The 19,188-nt window shown below is 59.4% G+C and carries 15 protein-coding genes, 5 tRNA genes and 2 pseudogenes; 12 read left to right on the forward strand and 10 right to left on the reverse strand.

All coding sequences use genetic code 11. From position 1 onward, the window contains the following. Positions 1–60: 60 nt before the first annotated feature. From J2X66_RS02040 to gltX, 8 genes are all read right to left on the reverse strand, one after another. Positions 61–510 (reverse strand): thioesterase family protein, encoded by a 450-nt coding sequence (locus J2X66_RS02040; protein WP_310260233.1) that lies wholly within the window; start codon positions 508–510, stop codon positions 61–63. Positions 511–558: 48 nt separating this feature from the next. Then, positions 559–1,392, reverse strand: a complete 834-nt coding sequence (locus J2X66_RS02045) for an alpha/beta fold hydrolase (protein WP_310260236.1) — start codon at positions 1,390–1,392, stop codon at positions 559–561. 31 nt (positions 1,393–1,423) lie between these two features. Next, positions 1,424–1,963: a TetR/AcrR family transcriptional regulator gene (locus tag J2X66_RS02050; protein WP_310260239.1), complete on the reverse strand. Its 540-nt coding sequence runs from the start codon at positions 1,961–1,963 to the stop codon at positions 1,424–1,426. 184 nt (positions 1,964–2,147) lie between these two features. Next, a tRNA-Glu gene (locus J2X66_RS02055) sits at positions 2,148–2,223 on the reverse strand. Between the two features lie 80 nt (positions 2,224–2,303). Then, positions 2,304–2,379, reverse strand: a tRNA-Ala gene (locus tag J2X66_RS02060). Between the two features lie 53 nt (positions 2,380–2,432). After that, positions 2,433–2,508 (reverse strand) — tRNA-Glu (locus tag J2X66_RS02065). Between the two features lie 79 nt (positions 2,509–2,587). Beyond that, positions 2,588–2,663: transfer RNA gene (locus J2X66_RS02070), tRNA-Ala, on the reverse strand. Positions 2,664–2,852: 189 nt separating this feature from the next. Beyond that, positions 2,853–4,334 (reverse strand): glutamate--tRNA ligase, encoded by a 1,482-nt coding sequence (gltX, locus tag J2X66_RS02075; RefSeq protein ID WP_008037650.1) that lies wholly within the window; start codon positions 4,332–4,334, stop codon positions 2,853–2,855. A 220-nt stretch (positions 4,335–4,554) separates the two neighbouring features. Here gltX and J2X66_RS02080 point away from each other — a divergent pair, with 220 nt between their 5' ends. Both J2X66_RS02080 and J2X66_RS02085 read left to right on the forward strand, forming a co-directional pair. Beyond that, entirely contained in the window at positions 4,555–5,604 is a 1,050-nt protein-coding gene (locus J2X66_RS02080; protein WP_310260243.1) for an HlyD family secretion protein, read from the forward strand. Then, positions 5,594–7,144 (forward strand): MDR family MFS transporter, encoded by a 1,551-nt coding sequence (locus tag J2X66_RS02085; RefSeq protein WP_310260245.1) that lies wholly within the window; start codon positions 5,594–5,596, stop codon positions 7,142–7,144. The genes J2X66_RS02080 and J2X66_RS02085 overlap by 11 nt, the downstream gene beginning before the upstream one ends. Positions 7,145–7,233: 89 nt before the next feature. Here J2X66_RS02085 and uvrB read toward each other — a convergent pair whose 3' ends face one another. Further along, complete coding sequence (gene uvrB, locus J2X66_RS02090) at positions 7,234–9,249, reverse strand: excinuclease ABC subunit UvrB (protein WP_027921602.1); 2,016 nt, start codon at positions 9,247–9,249, stop codon at positions 7,234–7,236. Positions 9,250–9,587: 338 nt separating this feature from the next. Here uvrB and J2X66_RS02095 point away from each other — a divergent pair, with 338 nt between their 5' ends. Beyond that, complete coding sequence (locus J2X66_RS02095) at positions 9,588–10,784, forward strand: amino acid aminotransferase (protein ID WP_310260249.1); 1,197 nt, start codon at positions 9,588–9,590, stop codon at positions 10,782–10,784. 238 nt (positions 10,785–11,022) lie between these two features. Beyond that, positions 11,023–11,223 carry a hypothetical protein gene (locus tag J2X66_RS02100; protein ID WP_027921604.1) on the forward strand — a complete coding sequence of 67 codons (201 nt, stop codon included), beginning with the start codon at positions 11,023–11,025 and terminating at the stop codon, positions 11,221–11,223. Here J2X66_RS02100 and J2X66_RS02105 read toward each other — a convergent pair. Then, positions 11,220–11,450: a hypothetical protein gene (locus tag J2X66_RS02105; RefSeq protein ID WP_310260255.1), complete on the reverse strand. Its 231-nt coding sequence runs from the start codon at positions 11,448–11,450 to the stop codon at positions 11,220–11,222. The genes J2X66_RS02100 and J2X66_RS02105 overlap by 4 nt on opposite strands. A gap of 229 nt (positions 11,451–11,679) precedes the next feature. On the opposite strand from J2X66_RS02105, the gene J2X66_RS02110 reads away from it, so the two are divergent. From J2X66_RS02110 to J2X66_RS02145, 8 genes and pseudogenes are all read left to right on the forward strand, one after another. Continuing rightward, positions 11,680–11,755, forward strand: a tRNA-Asn gene (locus J2X66_RS02110). A 932-nt stretch (positions 11,756–12,687) separates the two neighbouring features. Then, positions 12,688–13,353 carry a methyl-accepting chemotaxis protein gene (locus J2X66_RS30165; protein WP_371258929.1) on the forward strand — a complete coding sequence of 222 codons (666 nt, stop codon included), beginning with the start codon at positions 12,688–12,690 and terminating at the stop codon, positions 13,351–13,353. Positions 13,354–13,365: 12 nt separating this feature from the next. Continuing rightward, positions 13,366–13,734, forward strand: a complete 369-nt coding sequence (locus J2X66_RS02120) for a response regulator (RefSeq protein WP_027921610.1) — start codon at positions 13,366–13,368, stop codon at positions 13,732–13,734. A 22-nt stretch (positions 13,735–13,756) separates the two neighbouring features. Next, entirely contained in the window at positions 13,757–14,083 is a 327-nt protein-coding gene (locus tag J2X66_RS02125) for an STAS domain-containing protein (RefSeq protein ID WP_310260258.1), read from the forward strand. Positions 14,084–14,106: 23 nt separating this feature from the next. After that, positions 14,107–16,320, forward strand: a complete 2,214-nt coding sequence (locus tag J2X66_RS02130) for a chemotaxis protein CheA (RefSeq protein ID WP_310260261.1) — start codon at positions 14,107–14,109, stop codon at positions 16,318–16,320. Positions 16,321–16,499: 179 nt separating this feature from the next. Beyond that, a pseudogene (locus J2X66_RS02135) lies at positions 16,500–17,297 on the forward strand (PAS domain-containing protein); the annotation flags it as partial. Between the two features lie 435 nt (positions 17,298–17,732). Then, positions 17,733–18,593: pseudogene (locus J2X66_RS02140) on the forward strand (methyl-accepting chemotaxis protein); the annotation flags it as partial. 12 nt (positions 18,594–18,605) lie between these two features. Further along, positions 18,606–19,136: a chemotaxis protein CheW gene (locus tag J2X66_RS02145; RefSeq protein WP_310260264.1), complete on the forward strand. Its 531-nt coding sequence runs from the start codon at positions 18,606–18,608 to the stop codon at positions 19,134–19,136. Positions 19,137–19,188: the final 52 nt, after the last annotated feature.

Below are 19,188 nucleotides of genomic sequence, written 5' to 3' on the forward strand. Positions count from 1 at the left end.
CGGGGAATCTGCAGAACATCGCAAATCCCCTTGTGGGAGCGGGGCTTGCTCGCTCCCACATCAGGTGTTGGTCGTATCCAACATCTGTAGCGCCGGGCCGTAGCCTTCGATGAACTCGGTCGGCATGCGTTTTGGCTTGCCGGTCGACAGTTCGATGCAGACGAACGTGGTTTGCGCGCGCAGCAACGTGGTGTTGTCGCGCGGACGCTTCAACTGGAAGTGTCGAGTCATTTTCAGGCGCTGATCCCAATCGACAATCCAGGTCGCCAGCTGCAACTCGTCATCTTCGTAGGCGGCGGCCAGGTAATCGATCTCGTGCCGCACGACCGCCATCGCCCGGTCCAGTCGCCGATATTCGACCAGATCAAGGCCCAGACGCTGCGAGTGGCGCCAGGCGCAACGCTCGAGCCATGTCACGTACACTGCATTATTGGCGTGACCCAGCCCGTCGATGTCCTCGGCGCCCACTTGCAGATCAATGATAAATGGCGTTGCCCTATCCCAGCTCATGCCCCACTCCCGGTCAGATAATGTCGACCGGGGCAGTGTAACGGATGCTTACGCCGATTGGCGCGAATGCAGGCTGCGACCGGCCAGGAGTGATAACACGCCATCAATGACCCGGGGATCGGCCAGCACTTTCTGATGCCCCCCTTCTTCGAGACGCAACAAGCGGCTGTCAAACCAGGCTTCGTGGATCAGTTGTGATTCCTTGACCGACACAAAGCGGTCATCTTCGGCATGGACGATCAGGCCTGGCATGTCGAGCTGATAGTGCGCTACGTCCAGCGCCGCTGCGCGCATGCCGACGTCTTTCTCGACCTGACGGATGAAAGCGGAACGCGCCTTGGGCGGCAGTCGCACATACTTGGCAAAGCCGCGCAGCACGCCGAGAATCCGCGCCGGAGCGGCAATGGTGACCAGGGTTTCGGTGCGCAAACCCAATTGCACGGCGAGCATGGCACTGGCGCCACCCATCGAGTGACCAATGACCGCTTGCAGCGGCGGCAATTCGGCGGCGGCTTCAAGCATGGCACGGGCAAACAGCACGACATTCGCTTCTTCGCCCGGTGAACGACCATGGGCCGGACCGTCGAGGGCGACCACGCTGTAACCGGCATCGACAAGCGCAGTGATAATGCTGGCGAATTGCGTCGGCCGCCCTTCCCACCCGTGCATCAACAACACGGCAGGGCCTTGGCCCCAGCGCAGCGCCGAGAGCCCAAAGCGCAGCGTGATACGTTCGGACTTCGCCAGCAGCGGCAACTCCCAATCACGCGGAGGCAGTGCTCGCGGGCTCATGAATGCCAGTCGCATTCTGCTCGCGACCAGCTGTGGTGCGAACCAGCCCAAGGTGCCATTAACGCCACGAACCCACTTCAACGTGCTCATCGCTCTCACTCCTCAGGCCAATGCCTTCAGGTCACAGCACCGCCGACTTGGCGGCGCGCAGCAATCGATCGGACAACTCTCCTGGCCCCAGCGCGCGGGCCAGCGCCAAACCACCCACCATCAACGCCATGTCAGCCAAGGCTTTGTCGGTGTCTTCCGGGCTGGCCGCCAACTGCGCGACCATCATTTCCACATGCTCATTCAGTGCGACACGAAACGCATCCGGCAGCCTTCCCAACTCACCGACAGACGCCGGGATCGGACACGCCGATTCGGAGGAATCACGGTGTTTACGTGACAGATAAAACGCTGCCACCAACGCGCGACGCTCTTCGCCGGTCAACTCGGCATCCATGTCGGCGATCAGGCCTCGGCGGTGACCGAGCAATTGCTGGAACGCTTCCAGCATCATTGCGTCCTTGCTTTCGAAGTGCGCATAGAAGCCGCCGACGGTCAGGCCGGCTGCGCCCATCACTTCGCCAACGCTCGGTTCTGCCGGGCCGCGCTGGATCAGCGCTGCACTGGCAGCCTTAAGGATGCGTTCACGGGTTTGAGCTTTTTTATCGTTCATCGTTGCCTCCGAATATTACGACTAGAATATTATTCTCATAATAATTTTTCGCAAGTCGTGGATGTGACCGCTGGTCTGAAGAACAGTTTGAAAGAAATTGGGGGATTTGGCCAAACGCCAGACAAACAAAAGGGCCATTCAATAATTGAATGACCCTTATAAAATCCCGCAGAGCGGGTAATCGTGGCGTCCCCTAGGGGACTCGAACCCCTGTTACCGCCGTGAAAGGGCGGTGTCCTAGGCCACTAGACGAAGGGGACGCAAAACCTTCTATACAACTGATCAGTGCTGAGTGCTGATCGATTCAATGCCTGCGTGGCCAGACCTTGAACTGTAAAATTGGTGGAGCTAAACGGGATCGAACCGTTGACCTCTTGCATGCCATGCAAGCGCTCTCCCAGCTGAGCTATAGCCCCGGATTTTTCGCCTCGCGGCGGAGCGACATCTTGCAACATCGCTTCTGTAAAACTGGCGTCCCCTAGGGGACTCGAACCCCTGTTACCGCCGTGAAAGGGCGGTGTCCTAGGCCACTAGACGAAGGGGACGCAAACCCTTCTATACAACAGATCAACGCTGAGTGTTGATCGCTTCAAGGCCGGTGTGGCCAGACCTTGAAGTGTAAATTGGTGGAGCTAGACGGGATCGAACCGTCGACCTCTTGCATGCCATGCAAGCGCTCTCCCAGCTGAGCTATAGCCCCTCATCGCTGAGGACGGGGCGAATCTTAATGGCGGATCGAAAAGCTGTCAAACTTATTTTTAAAATATTTCAAACTTTTTTGCCGACATAACAATCACTTACCGCCCTCCCCCCGGAAAATCGGGGGGAGCGCCGAAGATTGCGATCAAATGATCGAAGCCTCCGGCGGTTGCCGCAGGGTCAAACGTCCTCAGGCGATGTTGCCCAAGAGTTTTTCCCATTCCTTGTTTTCTTTCTTCGACACGCCGCCCAGCAGGTCAATCGCCTGGCGCAGACGGAAACGAGTCAGGTCCGGACCAAGGATTTCCATCGCATCCAGCACCGACACCGAGCTCGCCTGCCCCGTGATCGCAGCAAACATCAACGGCATGGCGTCACGCAGCTTCAGCTCCAGCGATTCAACCACCGCCTGAATCGTCGCGGTGATGCTGTCCTTTTCCCACTGACGCAGGCTTTCCAGTTTCCACAGGATCAACTGCATCAACTGCCGAACCTGATCGCCCGAGAGCTTTTTGGATTCGAACAATTTGGCATCCGGATTCACACCACCGGCAAAGAAGAACCCGGCCAGCGGTGCGACCTGGCTGAAGGTTTCAACGCGACCTTGTACGTGCGGCGCGATCTTCATCATGTATTCAGGGTTCAGCGCCCAGGTCTGCAGGCGCGAAGCGAACTCTTCCACCGGCAGGTCACGCAGCCACTGGCCGTTAAGCCACGACAGCTTCTCGATGTCGAAAATCGGCCCGCCCAGCGACACACGGCTCAGGTCGAAGTTGTCGACCATTTCCTGCAACGAAAACTTCTCGCGCTCGTCCGGCATCGACCAGCCCATGCGCCCCAGGTAGTTGAGCATCGCTTCCGGCATGAAGCCCATGCGCTCGTAGAACGTCACCGAAGTCGGGTTCTTGCGCTTGGACAGCTTGCTCTTGTCCGGGTTACGCAACAGCGGCATGTAGCACAGTTCCGGCTGTTCCCAGCCGAAGTACTCGTAAAGCAGGATCAGTTTCGGCGCCGACGGCAGCCACTCTTCGCCGCGCAGGACGTGGGTGATCCCCATCAGGTGGTCGTCGACCACGTTGGCCAGGAAGTACGTCGGCAAGCCGTCGGTCTTCATCAGCACCTGCATGTCCATGCGATCCCACGGGATCTCGACGTCGCCACGCAGCATGTCCGGCACCACGCACACGCCTTCGCTCGGCACTTTCATGCGAATCACGTGAGGTTCGCCAGCGGCCAGGCGGCGCGCGACTTCTTCCTTGGACAGCAACAGCGCACGACCGTCATAACGCGGGGTTTCGCCGCGAGCCATTTGCTCGGCGCGCATCTGGTCCAGTTCTTCGGCGGTGCAGAAGCAGGGGAAGGCATGACCCATTTCAACCAGTTGCTGGCAATACTTCTGGTAGATATCGCCGCGCTCGCTCTGCCGGTATGGACCGTGCGGGCCACCGACGTCCGGGCCTTCGCTCCAGTCGATACCCAACCAGCGCAGGGCGTCGAAAATCTGCTGTTCGGACTCGCGGGTCGAACGCAATTGGTCGGTGTCTTCGATCCGCAGGATGAACTCACCGCCATGCTGCTTGGCAAAGCAGTAGTTGAACAAAGCGATGTAAGCGGTACCTACGTGGGGGTCCCCGGTAGGCGATGGCGCGATGCGCGTGCGGACGGTGGTCATGGCAAGTCTCGAAATGAAGATAAAACAAAGGGCGAATGGTAACAGGCGATACCCGCCCGGCTCCAGTGAGCAGGGCATTTAAGCCAACTTTGCGCCTACAACGCGCGTATGCCCTGGCGAATGGCCGAATATAAGCCGATGGCATTTACCGCTTGTCGGCTGTATGACAGATTCACCAGCTGATAACTTTCCTTACAATTTCTCGACTACAGTCTGCCCCATGCCTGCCCAACTCAAGCGTCGCCTGTTTATTTTCCTGTTGATTGTCCTGCTGATTGCCGGGGGCTTCTTTGCCCAGTGGTTCTTCAAGGGACGGTTTTATGAAAGCACCGACAACGCCTATGTCCAGGGCGAGATCACCCGTGTCTCGAGCCAGTTGGGCGCACGCATCGATCAAGTGCTGGTGCACGACAACGAGCACGTCGAGAAAGGCCAGTTGCTGATCAAGCTCGAAGGTGCCGATTTCGACCTCGCCGTCGACCGCGCCAACGCGACCCTCGCCACCCGCCAGGCCGAACGCCTGCAAGCGCAAAGCAAACTGACCCAGCAATCCAGCCTGATCGCTGCCAGCGAAGCGCAAGTGGCATCCAGCCAGGCCAGCCTCGGCCGCTCGCTCATCGATTTGACCCGCGCCCAGACCTTGCGCAAACCCGGCTTCATCTCGGAAGAACGGGTGACCACCCTGTCCGCCGACAACCACATCGCCCGCTCGCAAGTGGCCAAGGCCCAGGCCGACGCTCAGGGCCAACGCCAGCAGGTCAACGCCTTGAATGCCGAAATCAAGCGCCTCGACGCGCAGATCGCCAACGCCAAGGCCGACCTGGCGCAAGCCGAACTGAACCTGACCCGCAGCGAAATCCACGCACCGATCAGCGGCCTGATTGGTCAGCGCGCCGCCCGCGAGGGCCAAGTGGTGCAGGCCGGCGCGTATTTGCTGTCGATCGTCCCGGACCAGGACATCTGGATTCAGGCCAACTTCAAGGAAACCCAGATTGGCCACATGCAGCCAGGCCAAAGTGCCGAGCTGACCTTCGACGCCTACAGCGACACGCCGATCAAGGCCCGCGTCGACAGCCTGTTCGCCGCGTCGGGCGCGCAGTTCAGCCTGTTGCCACCGGACAATGCCACGGGCAACTTCACCAAAGTCGTACAACGGATTCCGGTAAAACTGACGTTCGACGCGGACAATCCGCTGCGCGGCAAGATCCGCCCGGGCATGTCAGTCACCGCCAAAGTGAACATCAAAGACGCCCCTGACGATGGCCGGTGATCAACTGATTCGCCCGGCCGGCGAACCGACCCGACGGGACTGGATCGCGGTCATGAGCGTGATGCTCGGCGCCTTCATGGCCGTGCTTGATATCCAGATCACCAACTCGTCGCTCAAGGATATTCAGGGCGCCCTGTCGGCCACCCTGGAAGAAGGCTCGTGGATTTCCACCTCGTACCTGGTAGCGGAAATCATCATGATTCCGCTGACCGCCTGGCTGGTGCAGTTGCTGTCGGCGCGGCGACTGGCGGTGTGGGTGTCATTGGGTTTCCTCGCCTCCTCGCTGCTGTGCTCCATGGCGTGGAGCCTGGAAAGCATGATCGTCTTTCGCGCCCTGCAGGGCTTCACCGGCGGCGCGCTGATCCCGCTGGCATTCACCCTGACGCTGATCAAACTCCCGGAACATCACCGCGCCAAAGGCATGGCCATGTTCGCCATGACTGCCACCTTCGCGCCCTCGATCGGCCCGACGCTGGGCGGCTGGCTGACCGAGAATTGGGGTTGGGAATACATCTTCTACATCAACGTGCCACCAGGCCTGATCATGATTGCGGGCCTGATGTACGGCCTGGAGAAGAAGGAAGCGCACTGGGAATTACTGAAAAGCACCGATTACATGGGCATTCTCACCCTCGGCGTCGGGCTCGGTTGTTTGCAGGTATTTCTGGAGGAAGGCCATCGCAAGGACTGGCTGGAGTCGAACCTGATCGTGACCCTGGGCAGCATTGCGCTGATCAGCCTGATCACCTTTGTGATCGTGCAGTTTTCCAAACCCAACCCGCTGATCAACCTCGGCATCCTGGGCAACCGCAACTTTGGCCTGTCGAGTATTTCCAGCCTGGGGATGGGGGTCGGGTTGTATGGCTCGATTTACCTGTTGCCGCTGTACCTGGCGCAGATTCAGAACTACAACGCCCTGCAGATCGGCGAAGTGATCATGTGGATGGGCGTGCCGCAGCTGTTTCTGATTCCGCTGGTGCCAAAATTGATGAAGTACATTTCGCCGAAATGGCTGTGCACGCTGGGATTTGGACTGTTCGGGCTGGCGAGTTTTTCATCGGGGGTGCTGAACCCGGACTTCGCCGGACCGCAGTTCAATCAGATCCAGATCATCCGCGCGCTCGGTCAGCCATTGATCATGGTCACCATTTCGCTGATCGCCACCGCATACATTCTGCCGCAGGACGCGGGTTCGGCGTCGAGCCTGTTCAACATCCTGCGCAACCTCGGCGGCGCGATTGGCATCGCCCTCCTCGCCACCCTGCTGGATGCGCGAACCAAGACCTACTTTGATTATTTGCGTGAAGCCATCGTGCCGAGCAATCCGCAGGTGGCCGAGCGACTGGCGTCGATGGCTGACCGACTGGGCAATGAGACGGCGGCGCTGGGGAAAATCAGTGAGATTGCGCATCAGCAGGCGTCAATCATGGCCTACAACGATGCGTTTCACTTTGTCGGGATTGCGTTGGGGGTGAGCATGCTGGCGATCTTGTTGACCAAGAAATTGCCGGAGGGGATTAAGGCTGGGGAAGCACACTGAGACCGAGGCGCAAGCATCGCGAGCAAGCTCGGCTCCTACCGCAGGAACCGAGCTTGATCGCGATGGCGGCATGACAGGCGCTGCAAATATCAGACAGTGATCAACCGCTCCCGCAACTTGCCAATCTCATCGCGCATCTGCGCCGCCGCTTCAAACTCCAGATCACGCGCCAACGCGTACATCTTCTCTTCCAGGGCTTTAATCCGCTTGGCGATTTCACCCGGCGAGCGCAATTGCGCTTCGTACTTGGCGCTCTCTTCGGCAGCCTTGGCCATGCCTTTGCGCTTCTTGCTGCGCGAGCCCGGCACGGTAGCGCCTTCCATGATATCGGCGACGTCCTTGAACACACCCTTGGGCGTGATGCCGTTGGCCAGATTGAAGGCGATCTGCTTGTCGCGACGACGCTCGGTTTCGCCGATCGCCCGCTCCATGGAGCCGGTAATGCGGTCGGCGTAGAGAATCGCCCGACCGTTGAGGTTACGCGCCGCCCGGCCGATGGTCTGGATCAACGAGCGCTCGGAACGCAGGAAGCCTTCCTTGTCCGCATCGAGAATCGCCACCAGCGACACTTCCGGCATGTCCAGGCCTTCACGCAGCAGGTTGATCCCCACCAGCACATCGAACGTACCGAGGCGCAAATCCCGAATGATTTCGACCCGCTCCACGGTGTCGATGTCCGAGTGCAGGTAACGCACGCGAACGCCGTGATCGGCCAGGTAATCAGTCAAGTCTTCGGACATGCGCTTGGTCAGGGTCGTGACCAGCACCCGCTCTTCGAGCGCAACGCGTTTGCCGATTTCCGAGAGTAAGTCATCAACTTGGGTCAGCGCCGGGCGGATTTCGATCTGAGGATCGACCAGCCCCGTCGGACGCACCAGTTGCTCAACGACACGCCCCGCATGTTCCGCCTCGTAATTGCCGGGCGTCGCCGAGACAAAAATCGTCTGCGGGCTGATGCTTTCGAACTCGTCGAAACGCATCGGCCGGTTATCCAGCGCCGACGGCAGACGGAAACCGTATTCCACCAGCGTCTCTTTACGTGAACGGTCGCCCTTATACATGGCGCCGACCTGGGGCACGCTGACGTGGGATTCGTCGATCACCAGCAAGGCGTCGGCTGGCAAGTAGTCGAACAACGTGGGTGGCGCCTGGCCCGATTCACGGCCGGACAGGTAGCGCGAGTAGTTTTCGATACCGTTGCAATAACCCAGCTCTAGGATCATCTCCAGGTCGAAGCGCGTGCGCTGCTCCAGACGCTGGGCCTCAACAAGCTTGTTGTTGGTGCGCAGGTAATCCAGACGCTCCTGCAACTCGACCTTGATCCCTTCGACGGCACCGAGCAGGGTTTCTCGTGGCGTCACGTAGTGGCTTTTCGGATAGAACGTGAAACGTGGCAGCTTGCGGATCACTTCGCCGGTCAGTGGATCGAAGGCGGACAGGCTCTCGACCTCGTCATCGAACAGTTCGATGCGGATCGCTTCAAAATCGGATTCCGCCGGATGAATATCGATCACATCGCCACGCACCCGAAAGGTCGCACGGGCGAAGTCCATGTCATTGCGGGTGTATTGCAGGTCCGCCAGGCGACGCAGCAAGGCACGCTGATCGAGTTTGTCGCCGCGATCCACGTGCAACACCATCTTCAAATAGGTTTCCGGGCTGCCCAGACCGTAGATGCACGACACGGTGGTGACGATGATCGCGTCTTTGCGCTCCAGCAACGCCTTGGTCGCGGACAGGCGCATCTGCTCGATGTGGTCGTTGATCGAGGCATCCTTCTCGATGAAGGTGTCGGACGACGGTACGTAGGCTTCGGGCTGGTAGTAGTCGTAGTAGGAAACGAAGTATTCGACGGCGTTGTTCGGGAAGAACGCCTTGAACTCGCCGTACAGCTGCGCGGCCAGGGTCTTGTTCGGCGCCAGCACCAGGGTCGGACGCTGCACTTGCGCGATCACGTTGGCGATGCTGAAGGTCTTGCCGGAACCGGTCACACCGAGCAACGTCTGGTGCGCCAGCCCGGCTTCGATACCCTCGACCATCAGGCGGATGGCTTCCGGCTGATCGCCGGCGGGCTCGAAGCGGGTGACTAGCTGGAATTCAGACATTCAATACCCCTGGGGTCGCGCCTGACCGGTCAAACCGGACAGCAACGAGAAAGACCGCAAACGACCGACGTCGCCCGAGGAAAAAACTGGATTGTGCTCAATGTGGAGTCGATTGCCTGCTCTTTCAAGGCAAACGTCCTACATCCCGTGAATCCTTTGACGACGGCAATCGACTAACGGTCGAAAAATAATCGGAAAAACTTAGCGGAAAAGCCGAAACGTCTGTCGCCATCGGTCGCTGATGGCCTCTATACTAGCTCCCCGTTTGTGCACCGCTCTAGTGCATTCGGCTGGAGCGCCACACGTCCCTCCACACTCCATTCAGAGCCGCCGCAAAAATGAGCCTGTTCTCCGCTGTCGAAATGGCACCACGCGATCCAATCCTGGGCCTCAACGAAGCATTCAACGCCGATACCCGTACCAACAAGGTCAACCTGGGAGTCGGTGTTTACTGCAACGAGGAGGGGAAAATTCCACTCCTGCGCGCCGTTGTCGAAGCCGAGACGATTCGCGTCGCTCAACACGCTTCCCGTGGCTACTTGCCAATCGACGGTATCGCCGCCTACGACCAGGCCGTGCAGAAACTGCTGTTCGGCAATGACTCGCCACTGATCGCCGCTGGCCGCGTCATCACCACCCAGGCTGTGGGCGGTACCGGTGCACTGAAAATCGGCGCCGACTTCCTCAAGCAACTGCTGCCGAACGCTGTCGTGGCGATCAGCGACCCGAGCTGGGAAAACCACCGCGCCCTGTTCGAAACCGCTGGTTTCCCGGTGCAGAACTACCGCTATTACGACGCCGCGACCCACGACGTAAACCGCGTCGGCCTGTTGGAAGACTTGAACGCCCTGCCCTCCGGCTCGATCGTTGTGCTGCACGCCTGCTGCCACAACCCGACCGGCGTGGACCTGAGCCCGGCGGACTGGAACAACGTGCTGGAAGTGGTTAAAGCCAAAGGCCACGTACCGTTCCTAGACATGGCTTACCAGGGCTTTGGCGACGGCATCGACGAAGACGCCGCCGCTGTGCGCCTGTTCGCTGAATCGGGCCTGACCTTCTTTGTGTCCAGCTCGTTCTCCAAATCGTTTTCGCTGTACGGCGAGCGCGTTGGCGCCCTGTCGATCGTCAGCGAATCGAAAGAAGAAAGCGCGCGCGTGCTGTCGCAAGTCAAACGCGTGATCCGCACCAACTACTCCAACCCGCCAACCCACGGTGCAAGCATCGTCGCCGCGGTATTGAACAGCCCGGTCCTGCGCGCCCAGTGGGAAGAAGAACTGGCTGAAATGCGCCTGCGGATTCGCGGCATGCGCATTCAGATGGTCGACACCCTGGCTAAAAACGCCCCGCAGCGCGATTTCAGCTTCGTCGGCCGTCAGCGTGGCATGTTCTCTTACTCCGGCCTGACGGTTGAGCAAGTCACCCGCCTGCGCACCGAGTTCGGCATCTACGCCCTGGACACCGGCCGCATCTGCGTGGCGGCGTTGAACCAGAGCAATATCGACGTGGTGACCAAGGCCATCGTTGCGGTGATCTGAGTCGTTCGGTGATATGAAAAACGGGAAGCCGATGGGCTTCCCGTTTTTTATTTGTCGCAGATAATTCCCGTTAACGGGAGCGAGCCCTCTAGACTCCCCACCATTGAAACTGTGGGAGTGAGCCTGCTCGCGATAGCGGACTGTCAGGCGACAATAGATGTTGAATGTGAAGGCCTCATCGCGAGCAGGCTCACTCCTACAGGTTTTGTGTACACCCAGGAATTTTACGAGAACCCACATGAAAAACGATGACCTACGCGCAGACCGCGATGAGCTGGACGACTTCGTCCCGCGCACCCCGGCCAAACGCGGGAATAACCTGGTATTGCAAGTCGCTGCGGGCGTATTTCTCGGCGGCCTGGCCTTGTGGCTGGTGCAACTGGCCGCCGCGACGCTCTACGCCAAAATGATGCTCGGCACCTTCACATTCGGCGGTTAAGCCAGTTCGGTGGCACGCTGGCTGGCGGCGTCGTCATAGGCGACATAAAGCGACTCGGCAATCTGACTCTTGATCGCCTTGGCACTTTCCAGGCCCAAAACAAAACCCTCGGCCTTGCCACCGGCACGGTTCAAATCCTCGGCCGTGCCGGCCTGCGTGATTGCGTCGAGCAGTTTTTCGGCGTGAGGGCCGACACCTTTGGGCAAGCTGATCTGAGCGATGCTCATGCGAACACCCCGTTGGTGTGAGGTGCAAGGATTGAATGATTCATGGCGCGTACCTGTTTCGGCGAATGGCCGGCAGCGCGTGTGACCACTTCCGGGGCTGCCATGGTAGACCTCTGGAACGATTCTGGTAACCGCTCATGGTCGATAAACCACCGGCTGTCCCGACGAATCGCTCAAGTTGCTATCAGATGCTTGACTTCTCTTTTTGAATCAGTAACATAGGCGCCATTCCGCGATAGCTCAGTTGGTAGAGCAAGTGACTGTTAATCACTGGGTCCCTGGTTCGAGTCCAGGTCGTGGAGCCATCTGGATACACAAAAAAGGTCAGCGTTTAGCTGGCCTTTTTTTGTGCCTGTTTATTGGATTATCCAACTCGCCCCTCCGCTCCGCCCTTCCCCGCAACGCGATTAATAACCCCTCGCAGTCACTCTGAAAATAAGCAACCAACACCAAATAAAACAGTGGCTGATGCGGCTGCTGCCTTGCAAAAAGATGGCCTACTGCTATCGTCAAAAACAGCAATATTTTGTATTAGTTCCAAAGCAATATGACCTGTGCCAGCGCTGGCCAAGGCTTTGAATTTGAAACGATTCAACTGCAAGCACAGGGACAGACACTTCGCTATCGGTGACACATTTAGCCGCTCGAATGGAGCGATTTGAATAAGGACCAGCCCTTGTCTTCATATGACTTTGACCGCAGTTATTCCTCCGTTCGACCTGATTTCACTTCATTGATTTGGCCCGTCCTGGCCATTGCCTCTGGCGGGGCTGTTTCGCTTCTGGTTTTGGCCGGTTTGACGGCACTGCCGATGACGGCCGCACTGATCCTGCTCGCCAGTGGCGGCGCTGCCGGCGCCTGGATTGTCCGCAGCCAGCGCAAGCTGTTTGACCAAGCACTGAGCCACGCCCATGCCAACAGCCTGAGCCAACACCAGGCCGCCAGTGCCGCGTCCGCAGCCAACGGTCTGGAAGCCGTATGCCGGGAAGCCATGCCGATCTGGACCCAGCAGATAGAGAACTCCCGCAGCCAGACCGAGCAGGCCATCGTCACGCTGAGCCAGCGTTTCTCTGGCATCTACAGCAAGCTGGAAGAAGCCGTGCAGACTTCGCAACAAGCGGCGGATGGACTGGCCGGCGATGCCCAGAGCGGCGCAGTGGTGGTACTCGCTCAGAGCGAAACGGAACTGACGCAGGTGGTCAATTCCCTCAAGGCCACGCAACTGAGTCGCGACCAGATGCTGGAGCAAGTCCGCAGCCTCACCGATTACACCGGCGAACTGCTCAGCATGTCTAAAGAGGTTGCGGCGATTGCTGCGCAAACCAACCTCCTGGCACTGAACGCCGCAATTGAAGCCGCACGAGCAGGTGAAGCCGGGCGTGGTTTCGCTGTAGTGGCCGATGCCGTGCGCAGTTTGTCGAGCCTCTCCAGCGACACCGGGAAAAAGATGTCGGCCACCGTCGGCATCATCAACAGCGCCATCACCCGCCTGGTCGAAGTCGCCGACGACACTGCAGCGAATGACCAGCACTCGGTCTCCGCCTCCGAAGCCAGCATTCAACATGTGCTGGACCGTTTTCACAGCATTACCCAGCGCCTGTCGGGTTCTACCGAGTTACTCCAGCAAGAGAGCGTCGGCATCCGTGACGAAATCAGCGAGGTCCTGATCGGCCTGCAGTTCCAGGATCGCGTCAGCCAGATCCTCTCCCATGTTCGCGACAACATGCAGGCCTTGCACCAGCACCTGCAGAACGGCCAGCGCAATCCGGATCAGTTGGAACAGATCGATGCCCGAGCCTGGTTGGCGAGCATGGAGTTGACCTATGCCACCGATGAGCAGCGACAAATCCATCACGGACACAGTTCCAGCGCCGCCAAGGAACAGGAAATCACTTTCTTCTAGCAGGAGAGCAGCATGGCTAAAACCGTAATGGTCGTCGACGATTCCAGCAGCGTACGCCAGGTGGTCAGCATTGCCTTGAAGGGGGCCGGCTACGACGTGATCGAGGCCAGCGATGGCAAGGATGCGCTGACCAAGCTGAACGGACAGAAGATCCACCTGATGATCAGCGATGTGAACATGCCCAACATGGATGGCATCACACTGGTCAAGGAGGTGAAGAAGCTGGCCAATTACAAATTCACCCCGATCATCATGCTGACCACCGAATCCCAGGAAGCGAAGAAACAGGAAGGCCAGGCTGCCGGGGCCAGGGCCTGGGTGGTCAAGCCTTTCCAGCCGGCGCAGATGCTGGCCGCCGTCGCCAAACTCATCCTGCCTTGATCGACCGAATCCGGAGGCGAGCATGAACATCCGCGTAGCCACACTGAATGGCCTGTGCCAGCTGCATATCGAAGGCGGGATGAACATCTATACCGCGGCCGAGTTCAAGGCACAGCTCTTGCCCCACCTGGCCGAGCCCGGTGAGCTGGAAATCGACCTGTCCCAGGTCAGCGAAATGGACGGCGCCGGCATGCAGCAATTGTTACTGGCCAAACGCGAAGCCACACGCATCGGCACGACCTTGCGCCTCGCAGGGCACAGCCGCGCTGTGTTGGAAGTCTTCGACCTGTGCAACCTCGCCGCGTTCTTTGGCGATCCCCTGGTTATTTCCAACTCGGCCGCTAGTTGACCTCAGCGTAAAAGGAATTCAGCGTGAGTATAAATCTCGATCAAGCCCTGCAGACCTTCATCGCCGAAGCCCGCGAACTGCTGCAGGATATGGAAGAGTCGTTGCTGCGACTGGAGAGCGAACCGGGCGACAGCGACACCCTGGGCGCCATCTTCCGCGCCGCGCACACCATCAAGGGCTCGGCCGGGCTGTTCGGTCTGGAGCCGGTCGTTGGCTTCACCCATATCGTCGAAGACGTGCTTGATCGCGTACGTGACGGCGCAGTTGGCATAAACAGCGAACTGGTCGCCCTGCTGCTGGAATGCGGCGACCATATGCTGGAACTGGTCAACGTGGTTGCCGCCCAAGGTGGTCAGTTGGATACCCCGGCGCAGACTCGGGAAAGCGGCCTGCGCCAACGCCTGAACACCTACCAGGGCCGTTCACTGGCGCTGGAGCTGGAGCCAGCCGCCACCGCCGTTACGTCGTTCAATACCGATTATCTGACCGAGGTGTGCGCGGATGACAGCGTGGCCTCCGACCTCTGGCACATCTCCCTGCGCTTTGGCCTGGACGTGCTGCGCAACGGCATGGATCCGCTGTCGTTCCTGCGCTATCTCAACAGTCAGGGCGAGATCGTCCGCATCACCACCCTGGCCGACGGCATGCCGCAGGCCGATGCCATGGATGCCGAAGCCTGTTACCTGGGCTTCGAGATTGACTACCAGTCCACGGCGGACAAAGCGGCCATCGCCGAAGCCTTCGACTTTGTGCGAGACGATTGCCTGATCCACATCCTCCCGCCGCACAGCAAGATCGCCGAATACATCGAGCTCATTGATCGACTGCCGGAAGATGCGGCCCGTCTGGGAGAGCTGCTGGTCAGCAGCGGCGCCCTGACCCCGCCAGAACTGGAAAAAGCCCTGCACGAACAACGCGCCCCTGTTGAATCAAGCCACCCGACCGCTCCTCTGGGCGAAATCCTCGTCGAGCAGCGCTCGGTGACGCCCGCACTGGTGCAGGCCGCCCTGAACAAGCAAAGCCAGATCCAGGAGAGCAAGAGCAAAGAGAACCGCTACGTTCGCGTGGATGCGGACAAGCTGGACGAGTTGATCAACCTGGTCGGCGAACTGGTGATCGCAGGAGCCGGCGCCAACTTGCTGGCTCAGCGCAGCCACAACGACGCGCTGCAGGAAGCCAGTTCCCGGGTCTCAGGCCTGGTCGAGGAAATCCGCGACAGCGCCCTGCGCCTGCGCATGGTGCCAATCGGCGACACCTTCAACCGCTTTCAGCGCGTGGTGCGCGATGTCAGCCTCGAACTGGGCAAGGACATCGATCTGCAGATCAGCGGTGCCGACACCGAGCTGGACAAGACCGTGGTGGAAAAAATTGGCGATCCGTTGATGCACTTGCTGCGCAACGCTATGGATCACGGCATTGAATCGCCCGAGGTTCGCCAGGCGGCAGGTAAATCGCTAACGGGTACTCTGAGCCTCAACGCCTACCACGACTCCGGCAGCATCGTCATCGAGATCGTCGATGACGGCGCCGGACTCGACCGCGAACGCATCCTGCACAAGGCCCGCGAGCGCGGCTTGCTCTCCGCCACCGCCACACCATCCGACCAGGACATCTACAACCTGATTTTCGAGCCGGGTTTCTCTACTGCGGCGACCGTCACCAACCTCTCCGGCCGAGGCGTCGGCATGGACGTGGTCAAGCGCAACATCACCGCCCTGCGCGGCAGCGTCGACCTCGACAGCCAGGCGGGCCGGGGCACCCGGGTGCGCATCCGCCTGCCGCTGACCCTGGCGATCATCGATGGCTTTTTGGTGGGCGTCGGTCAGGCCACTTACGTGGTGCCTCTGGACATGGTGCAGGAGTGCCTTGAGTTGACCGAAGAAGATCGCCAAGCCACCCGCGAGCGCAGCTACCTGAATTTGCGTGGCGAAGTGCTGCCGCTGGTGTACCTGCGTGAACAGTTCAATGCCGAAGGCAGCCCGGGCCGACGCGAGAACGTGGTGGTGGTGCGTTGCGGCGAGCAGAAAGCCGGTTTGGTGGTGGACGAACTGCAAGGTGAATTCCAGACCGTGATCAAACCGCTGGGCAAGCTGTTCAGCGCCCTGCGCGGCATCGGTGGCTCGACCATTTTGGGCAGCGGTGAGGTGGCATTGATTCTCGATGTACCGAACTTGCTGCAACAGGTCACCCAACAGCAGGCACACAACAACCTGCAACCGGCGTTGGCTGAAGCCTGAATACCGACGTAAAAAACACAATTGATGAACGTGCAAAGCGCTGATTCAAGGGGAACTGACGCGTGTCGAACAAGGCGCGCATGACTGACCTGCTCAATAACATCTGAAGCGATGCAACAGGCCACCGAATAAAAAACTGAACTTCATTGGGAGTTGTCATGAATCAGGCTAATCAATCAATGGTCACCCGTTTTATTAATCGATTCAGCTATAACCAGGAAGAACGCCTTAAAGAGCAAGCGCTGTTATCGGATTTGAAAGGGCAAATCGACGCTATCAATAAGGCACAGGCCGTCATTGAGTTTTCACTCGATGGCAGGATCTTGCACGCCAACGACAACTTCTTGAACACAGTCGGCTACACCCTGGCCGAGATCAAGGGGCAACATCACAGTATGTTTGCCGACCCCGAATACCGCGCCTCTACCGAATATCGTCTGTTCTGGGAAAAACTCGGGCGCGGTGAGTTCGATGCCGGTGAGTACAAACGCATCGGTAAGGGCGGCAGGGAAATCTGGATACAAGCCTCTTACAACCCGATCATGGACATGAACGGCAAACCCTTCAAAGTCGTCAAGTATGCGACTGACATCACCCAGAGCAAGTTGCAGGCAGCCGATTTCGCCGGCCAGCTCAGCGCCATCAGCAAGGCACAAGCAGTGATCGAGTTCTCGCTCGACGGCAAAGTTCTGCACGCCAACGACAACTTCCTGAACACGCTCGGCTACACCCTCGCCGAGATCAAGGGGCAACATCACAGCATGTTTGCCGACCCGGTCTACCGCGCCTCTCCGGAATACCGCGTGTTCTGGGACAAACTCGGACGCGGGGAATTCGATGCCGGCGAATACAAGCGCATCGGCAAAGGTGGCAAGGAAATCTGGATTCAAGCCTCCTACAACCCGATCATGGACATGAACGGCCAGCCCTTCAAAGTCGTTAAATACGCCACCGACGTGACGGCGCAGGTCAATGCCAACAACATGCTGGTGCAAGCGGTAGAGCAAGCCCAGCACGTGACCTCGGCGGCGAAGGATGGCGATCTGAGTCAACGCATCCCCCTGGAAGGCAAGAGCGGCCCGATCCTGGTGCTGTGCGCAGGCGTCAACACGCTGATGGAAACCACAGGGGTTATTTTCGCTGACGTGGGACGCCTGTTTGGCGCCATGTCGAAGGGCGACCTGGGACAACGCATCACCCGCGACTACTCGGGTGTCTTTGGCCAGGTCAAAGACGATGCGAATGCCAGCTGTGACGCCCTCTCGAACGTCATCGAGGATGTCAGTCGTGTCTTCAGCGGGCTTGCCAATGGCGACCTCGGACAGCGCATCACCCGAGAATCGACCGGTATCTTCACTCAGGTCAAAGACGATGCGAATTCCACGGCGGAGAAGCTGACCACGATTATCGAGGATGTCAGCGCCGCGGCGGACGCGTTGGTCACCGCCTCCGAACAGGTCAGTGCCACCGCCCAGTCCATGAGTCAGGCCACCAGTGAGCAAGCGGCCAGCGTCGAGGAAACCAGCGCGTCGATCGAGCAGATGAGCGCGAGCATCAATCAGAACACCGAAAACGCCAAGGTCACCGACGGCATGGCCAGCAAGGCTTCCAAAGAAGCCACCGAGGGTGGCGATTCGGTACAACAGACGGTCGCCGCGATGAAACAGATCGCCCAGCGCATCGGCATCATCGACGACATTGCCTACCAGACCAACCTGTTGGCGCTCAACGCCGCCATCGAGGCGGCGCGGGCGGGCGAGCATGGCAAGGGCTTTGCCGTCGTCGCCGCCGAGGTGCGCAAGCTCGCCGAGCGCAGTCAGGTGGCGGCCCAGGAGATCGGCCAGTTGTCCTCCAGCAGCGTGGAGATGGCCGAGAAGGCCGGCAAATTGCTCAACGAAATGCTGCCCTCGATCAACAAGACCTCAGACCTTGTTCAGGAGATCAGCGCAGCGTCGGAAGAACAATCTTCCGGGGTGGCGCAGATCAACACGGCCATGAACCAGCTAAACCAGATCACCCAGCAGAATGCCTCCAGCAGTGAGGAACTGGCCGCCACCGCCGAGGAGATGAGCAGCCAGGCCGAGCAACTGCAACAGGCGATGAGCTTCTTTGCCCGGGAGTCCGATGTCAGCGAGAACCTGCACAAGGCCGTCGCGCACAGGACGCTGGCGCCGGGCAAAAAATCGCCACAACCTCCCAAGCACCTGCCCCACCGGGCGGCCACTCACTACGCGACCAGCAGCGTCGCAGAAGCCGAATTCACTCGGTTTTAACGGGAGGTCATCATGGGTACTCTGATTACTACCAATCGACCCGAGGCCCTTCACCAGGAAGAAGCGCAGTACCTGACCTTCCTCCTGGGCGGCGAGATGTTTGCCATCGGCATTCTCGGGATCAAGGAGATCCTCGAGTACGGCAACATCACCAGCGTGCCGATGATGCCCGCCTTCGTCCGTGGGGTGATCAACCTGCGTGGCGCGGTGGTGCCGGTGGTGGACTTGTCGGCACGGTTCGGCCGGCAAAAATCCGATATTACCCGGCGTTCGTGCATCGTCATTATCGAGGCCGACTCGGACGCCGGCACTCAGGATGTGGGGCTGATGGTGGATGCGGTCTCGGCGGTCCTGGAAATCCCCGCCGGCGAGATCGAACCGGCACCCAGTTTCGGTGCGCGGATACGTTCCGACTTCATCAGTGGCATGGCCAAGGTAGCGGGCAAGTTCGTCATCGTCCTCAATGCCGACCGCGTGTTGTCGGTTGACGAGATGGCGAGGTTATCCGAGGTCGGCGCACTGGCGGACGCCGCGTCGGGCTAGCGGCCACCCGCTGATCATCGATTCTGGTCGAGGCGCCTGGTGCGCCTCGGCC

It is taken from the genome of Pseudomonas sp. 3296, from assembly GCF_031456615.1.
Lineage (GTDB): Bacteria > Pseudomonadota > Gammaproteobacteria > Pseudomonadales > Pseudomonadaceae > Aquipseudomonas > Aquipseudomonas mucoides.

What these genes read in the sequence shown, in the direction of transcription:
- J2X66_RS02040 (WP_310260233.1), bottom strand. Translation starts at nt 510, where the DNA reads ATGAGCTGGGATAGGGCAACGCCATTTATCATTGATCTGCAAGTGGGC.
- J2X66_RS02045 (WP_310260236.1), bottom strand. Translation starts at nt 1,392, where the DNA reads ATGAGCACGTTGAAGTGGGTTCGTGGCGTTAATGGCACCTTGGGCTGG.
- J2X66_RS02050 (WP_310260239.1), bottom strand. Translation starts at nt 1,963, where the DNA reads ATGAACGATAAAAAAGCTCAAACCCGTGAACGCATCCTTAAGGCTGCC.
- gltX (WP_008037650.1), bottom strand. Translation starts at nt 4,334, where the DNA reads ATGACCACCGTCCGCACGCGCATCGCGCCATCGCCTACCGGGGACCCC.
- J2X66_RS02080 (WP_310260243.1), top strand. Translation starts at nt 4,555, where the DNA reads ATGCCTGCCCAACTCAAGCGTCGCCTGTTTATTTTCCTGTTGATTGTC.
- J2X66_RS02085 (WP_310260245.1), top strand. Translation starts at nt 5,594, where the DNA reads ATGGCCGGTGATCAACTGATTCGCCCGGCCGGCGAACCGACCCGACGG.
- uvrB (WP_027921602.1), bottom strand. Translation starts at nt 9,249, where the DNA reads ATGTCTGAATTCCAGCTAGTCACCCGCTTCGAGCCCGCCGGCGATCAG.
- J2X66_RS02095 (WP_310260249.1), top strand. Translation starts at nt 9,588, where the DNA reads ATGAGCCTGTTCTCCGCTGTCGAAATGGCACCACGCGATCCAATCCTG.
- J2X66_RS02100 (WP_027921604.1), top strand. Translation starts at nt 11,023, where the DNA reads ATGAAAAACGATGACCTACGCGCAGACCGCGATGAGCTGGACGACTTC.
- J2X66_RS02105 (WP_310260255.1), bottom strand. Translation starts at nt 11,450, where the DNA reads ATGAGCATCGCTCAGATCAGCTTGCCCAAAGGTGTCGGCCCTCACGCC.
- J2X66_RS30165 (WP_371258929.1), top strand. Translation starts at nt 12,688, where the DNA reads ATGCTGGAGCAAGTCCGCAGCCTCACCGATTACACCGGCGAACTGCTC.
- J2X66_RS02120 (WP_027921610.1), top strand. Translation starts at nt 13,366, where the DNA reads ATGGCTAAAACCGTAATGGTCGTCGACGATTCCAGCAGCGTACGCCAG.
- J2X66_RS02125 (WP_310260258.1), top strand. Translation starts at nt 13,757, where the DNA reads ATGAACATCCGCGTAGCCACACTGAATGGCCTGTGCCAGCTGCATATC.
- J2X66_RS02145 (WP_310260264.1), top strand. Translation starts at nt 18,606, where the DNA reads ATGGGTACTCTGATTACTACCAATCGACCCGAGGCCCTTCACCAGGAA.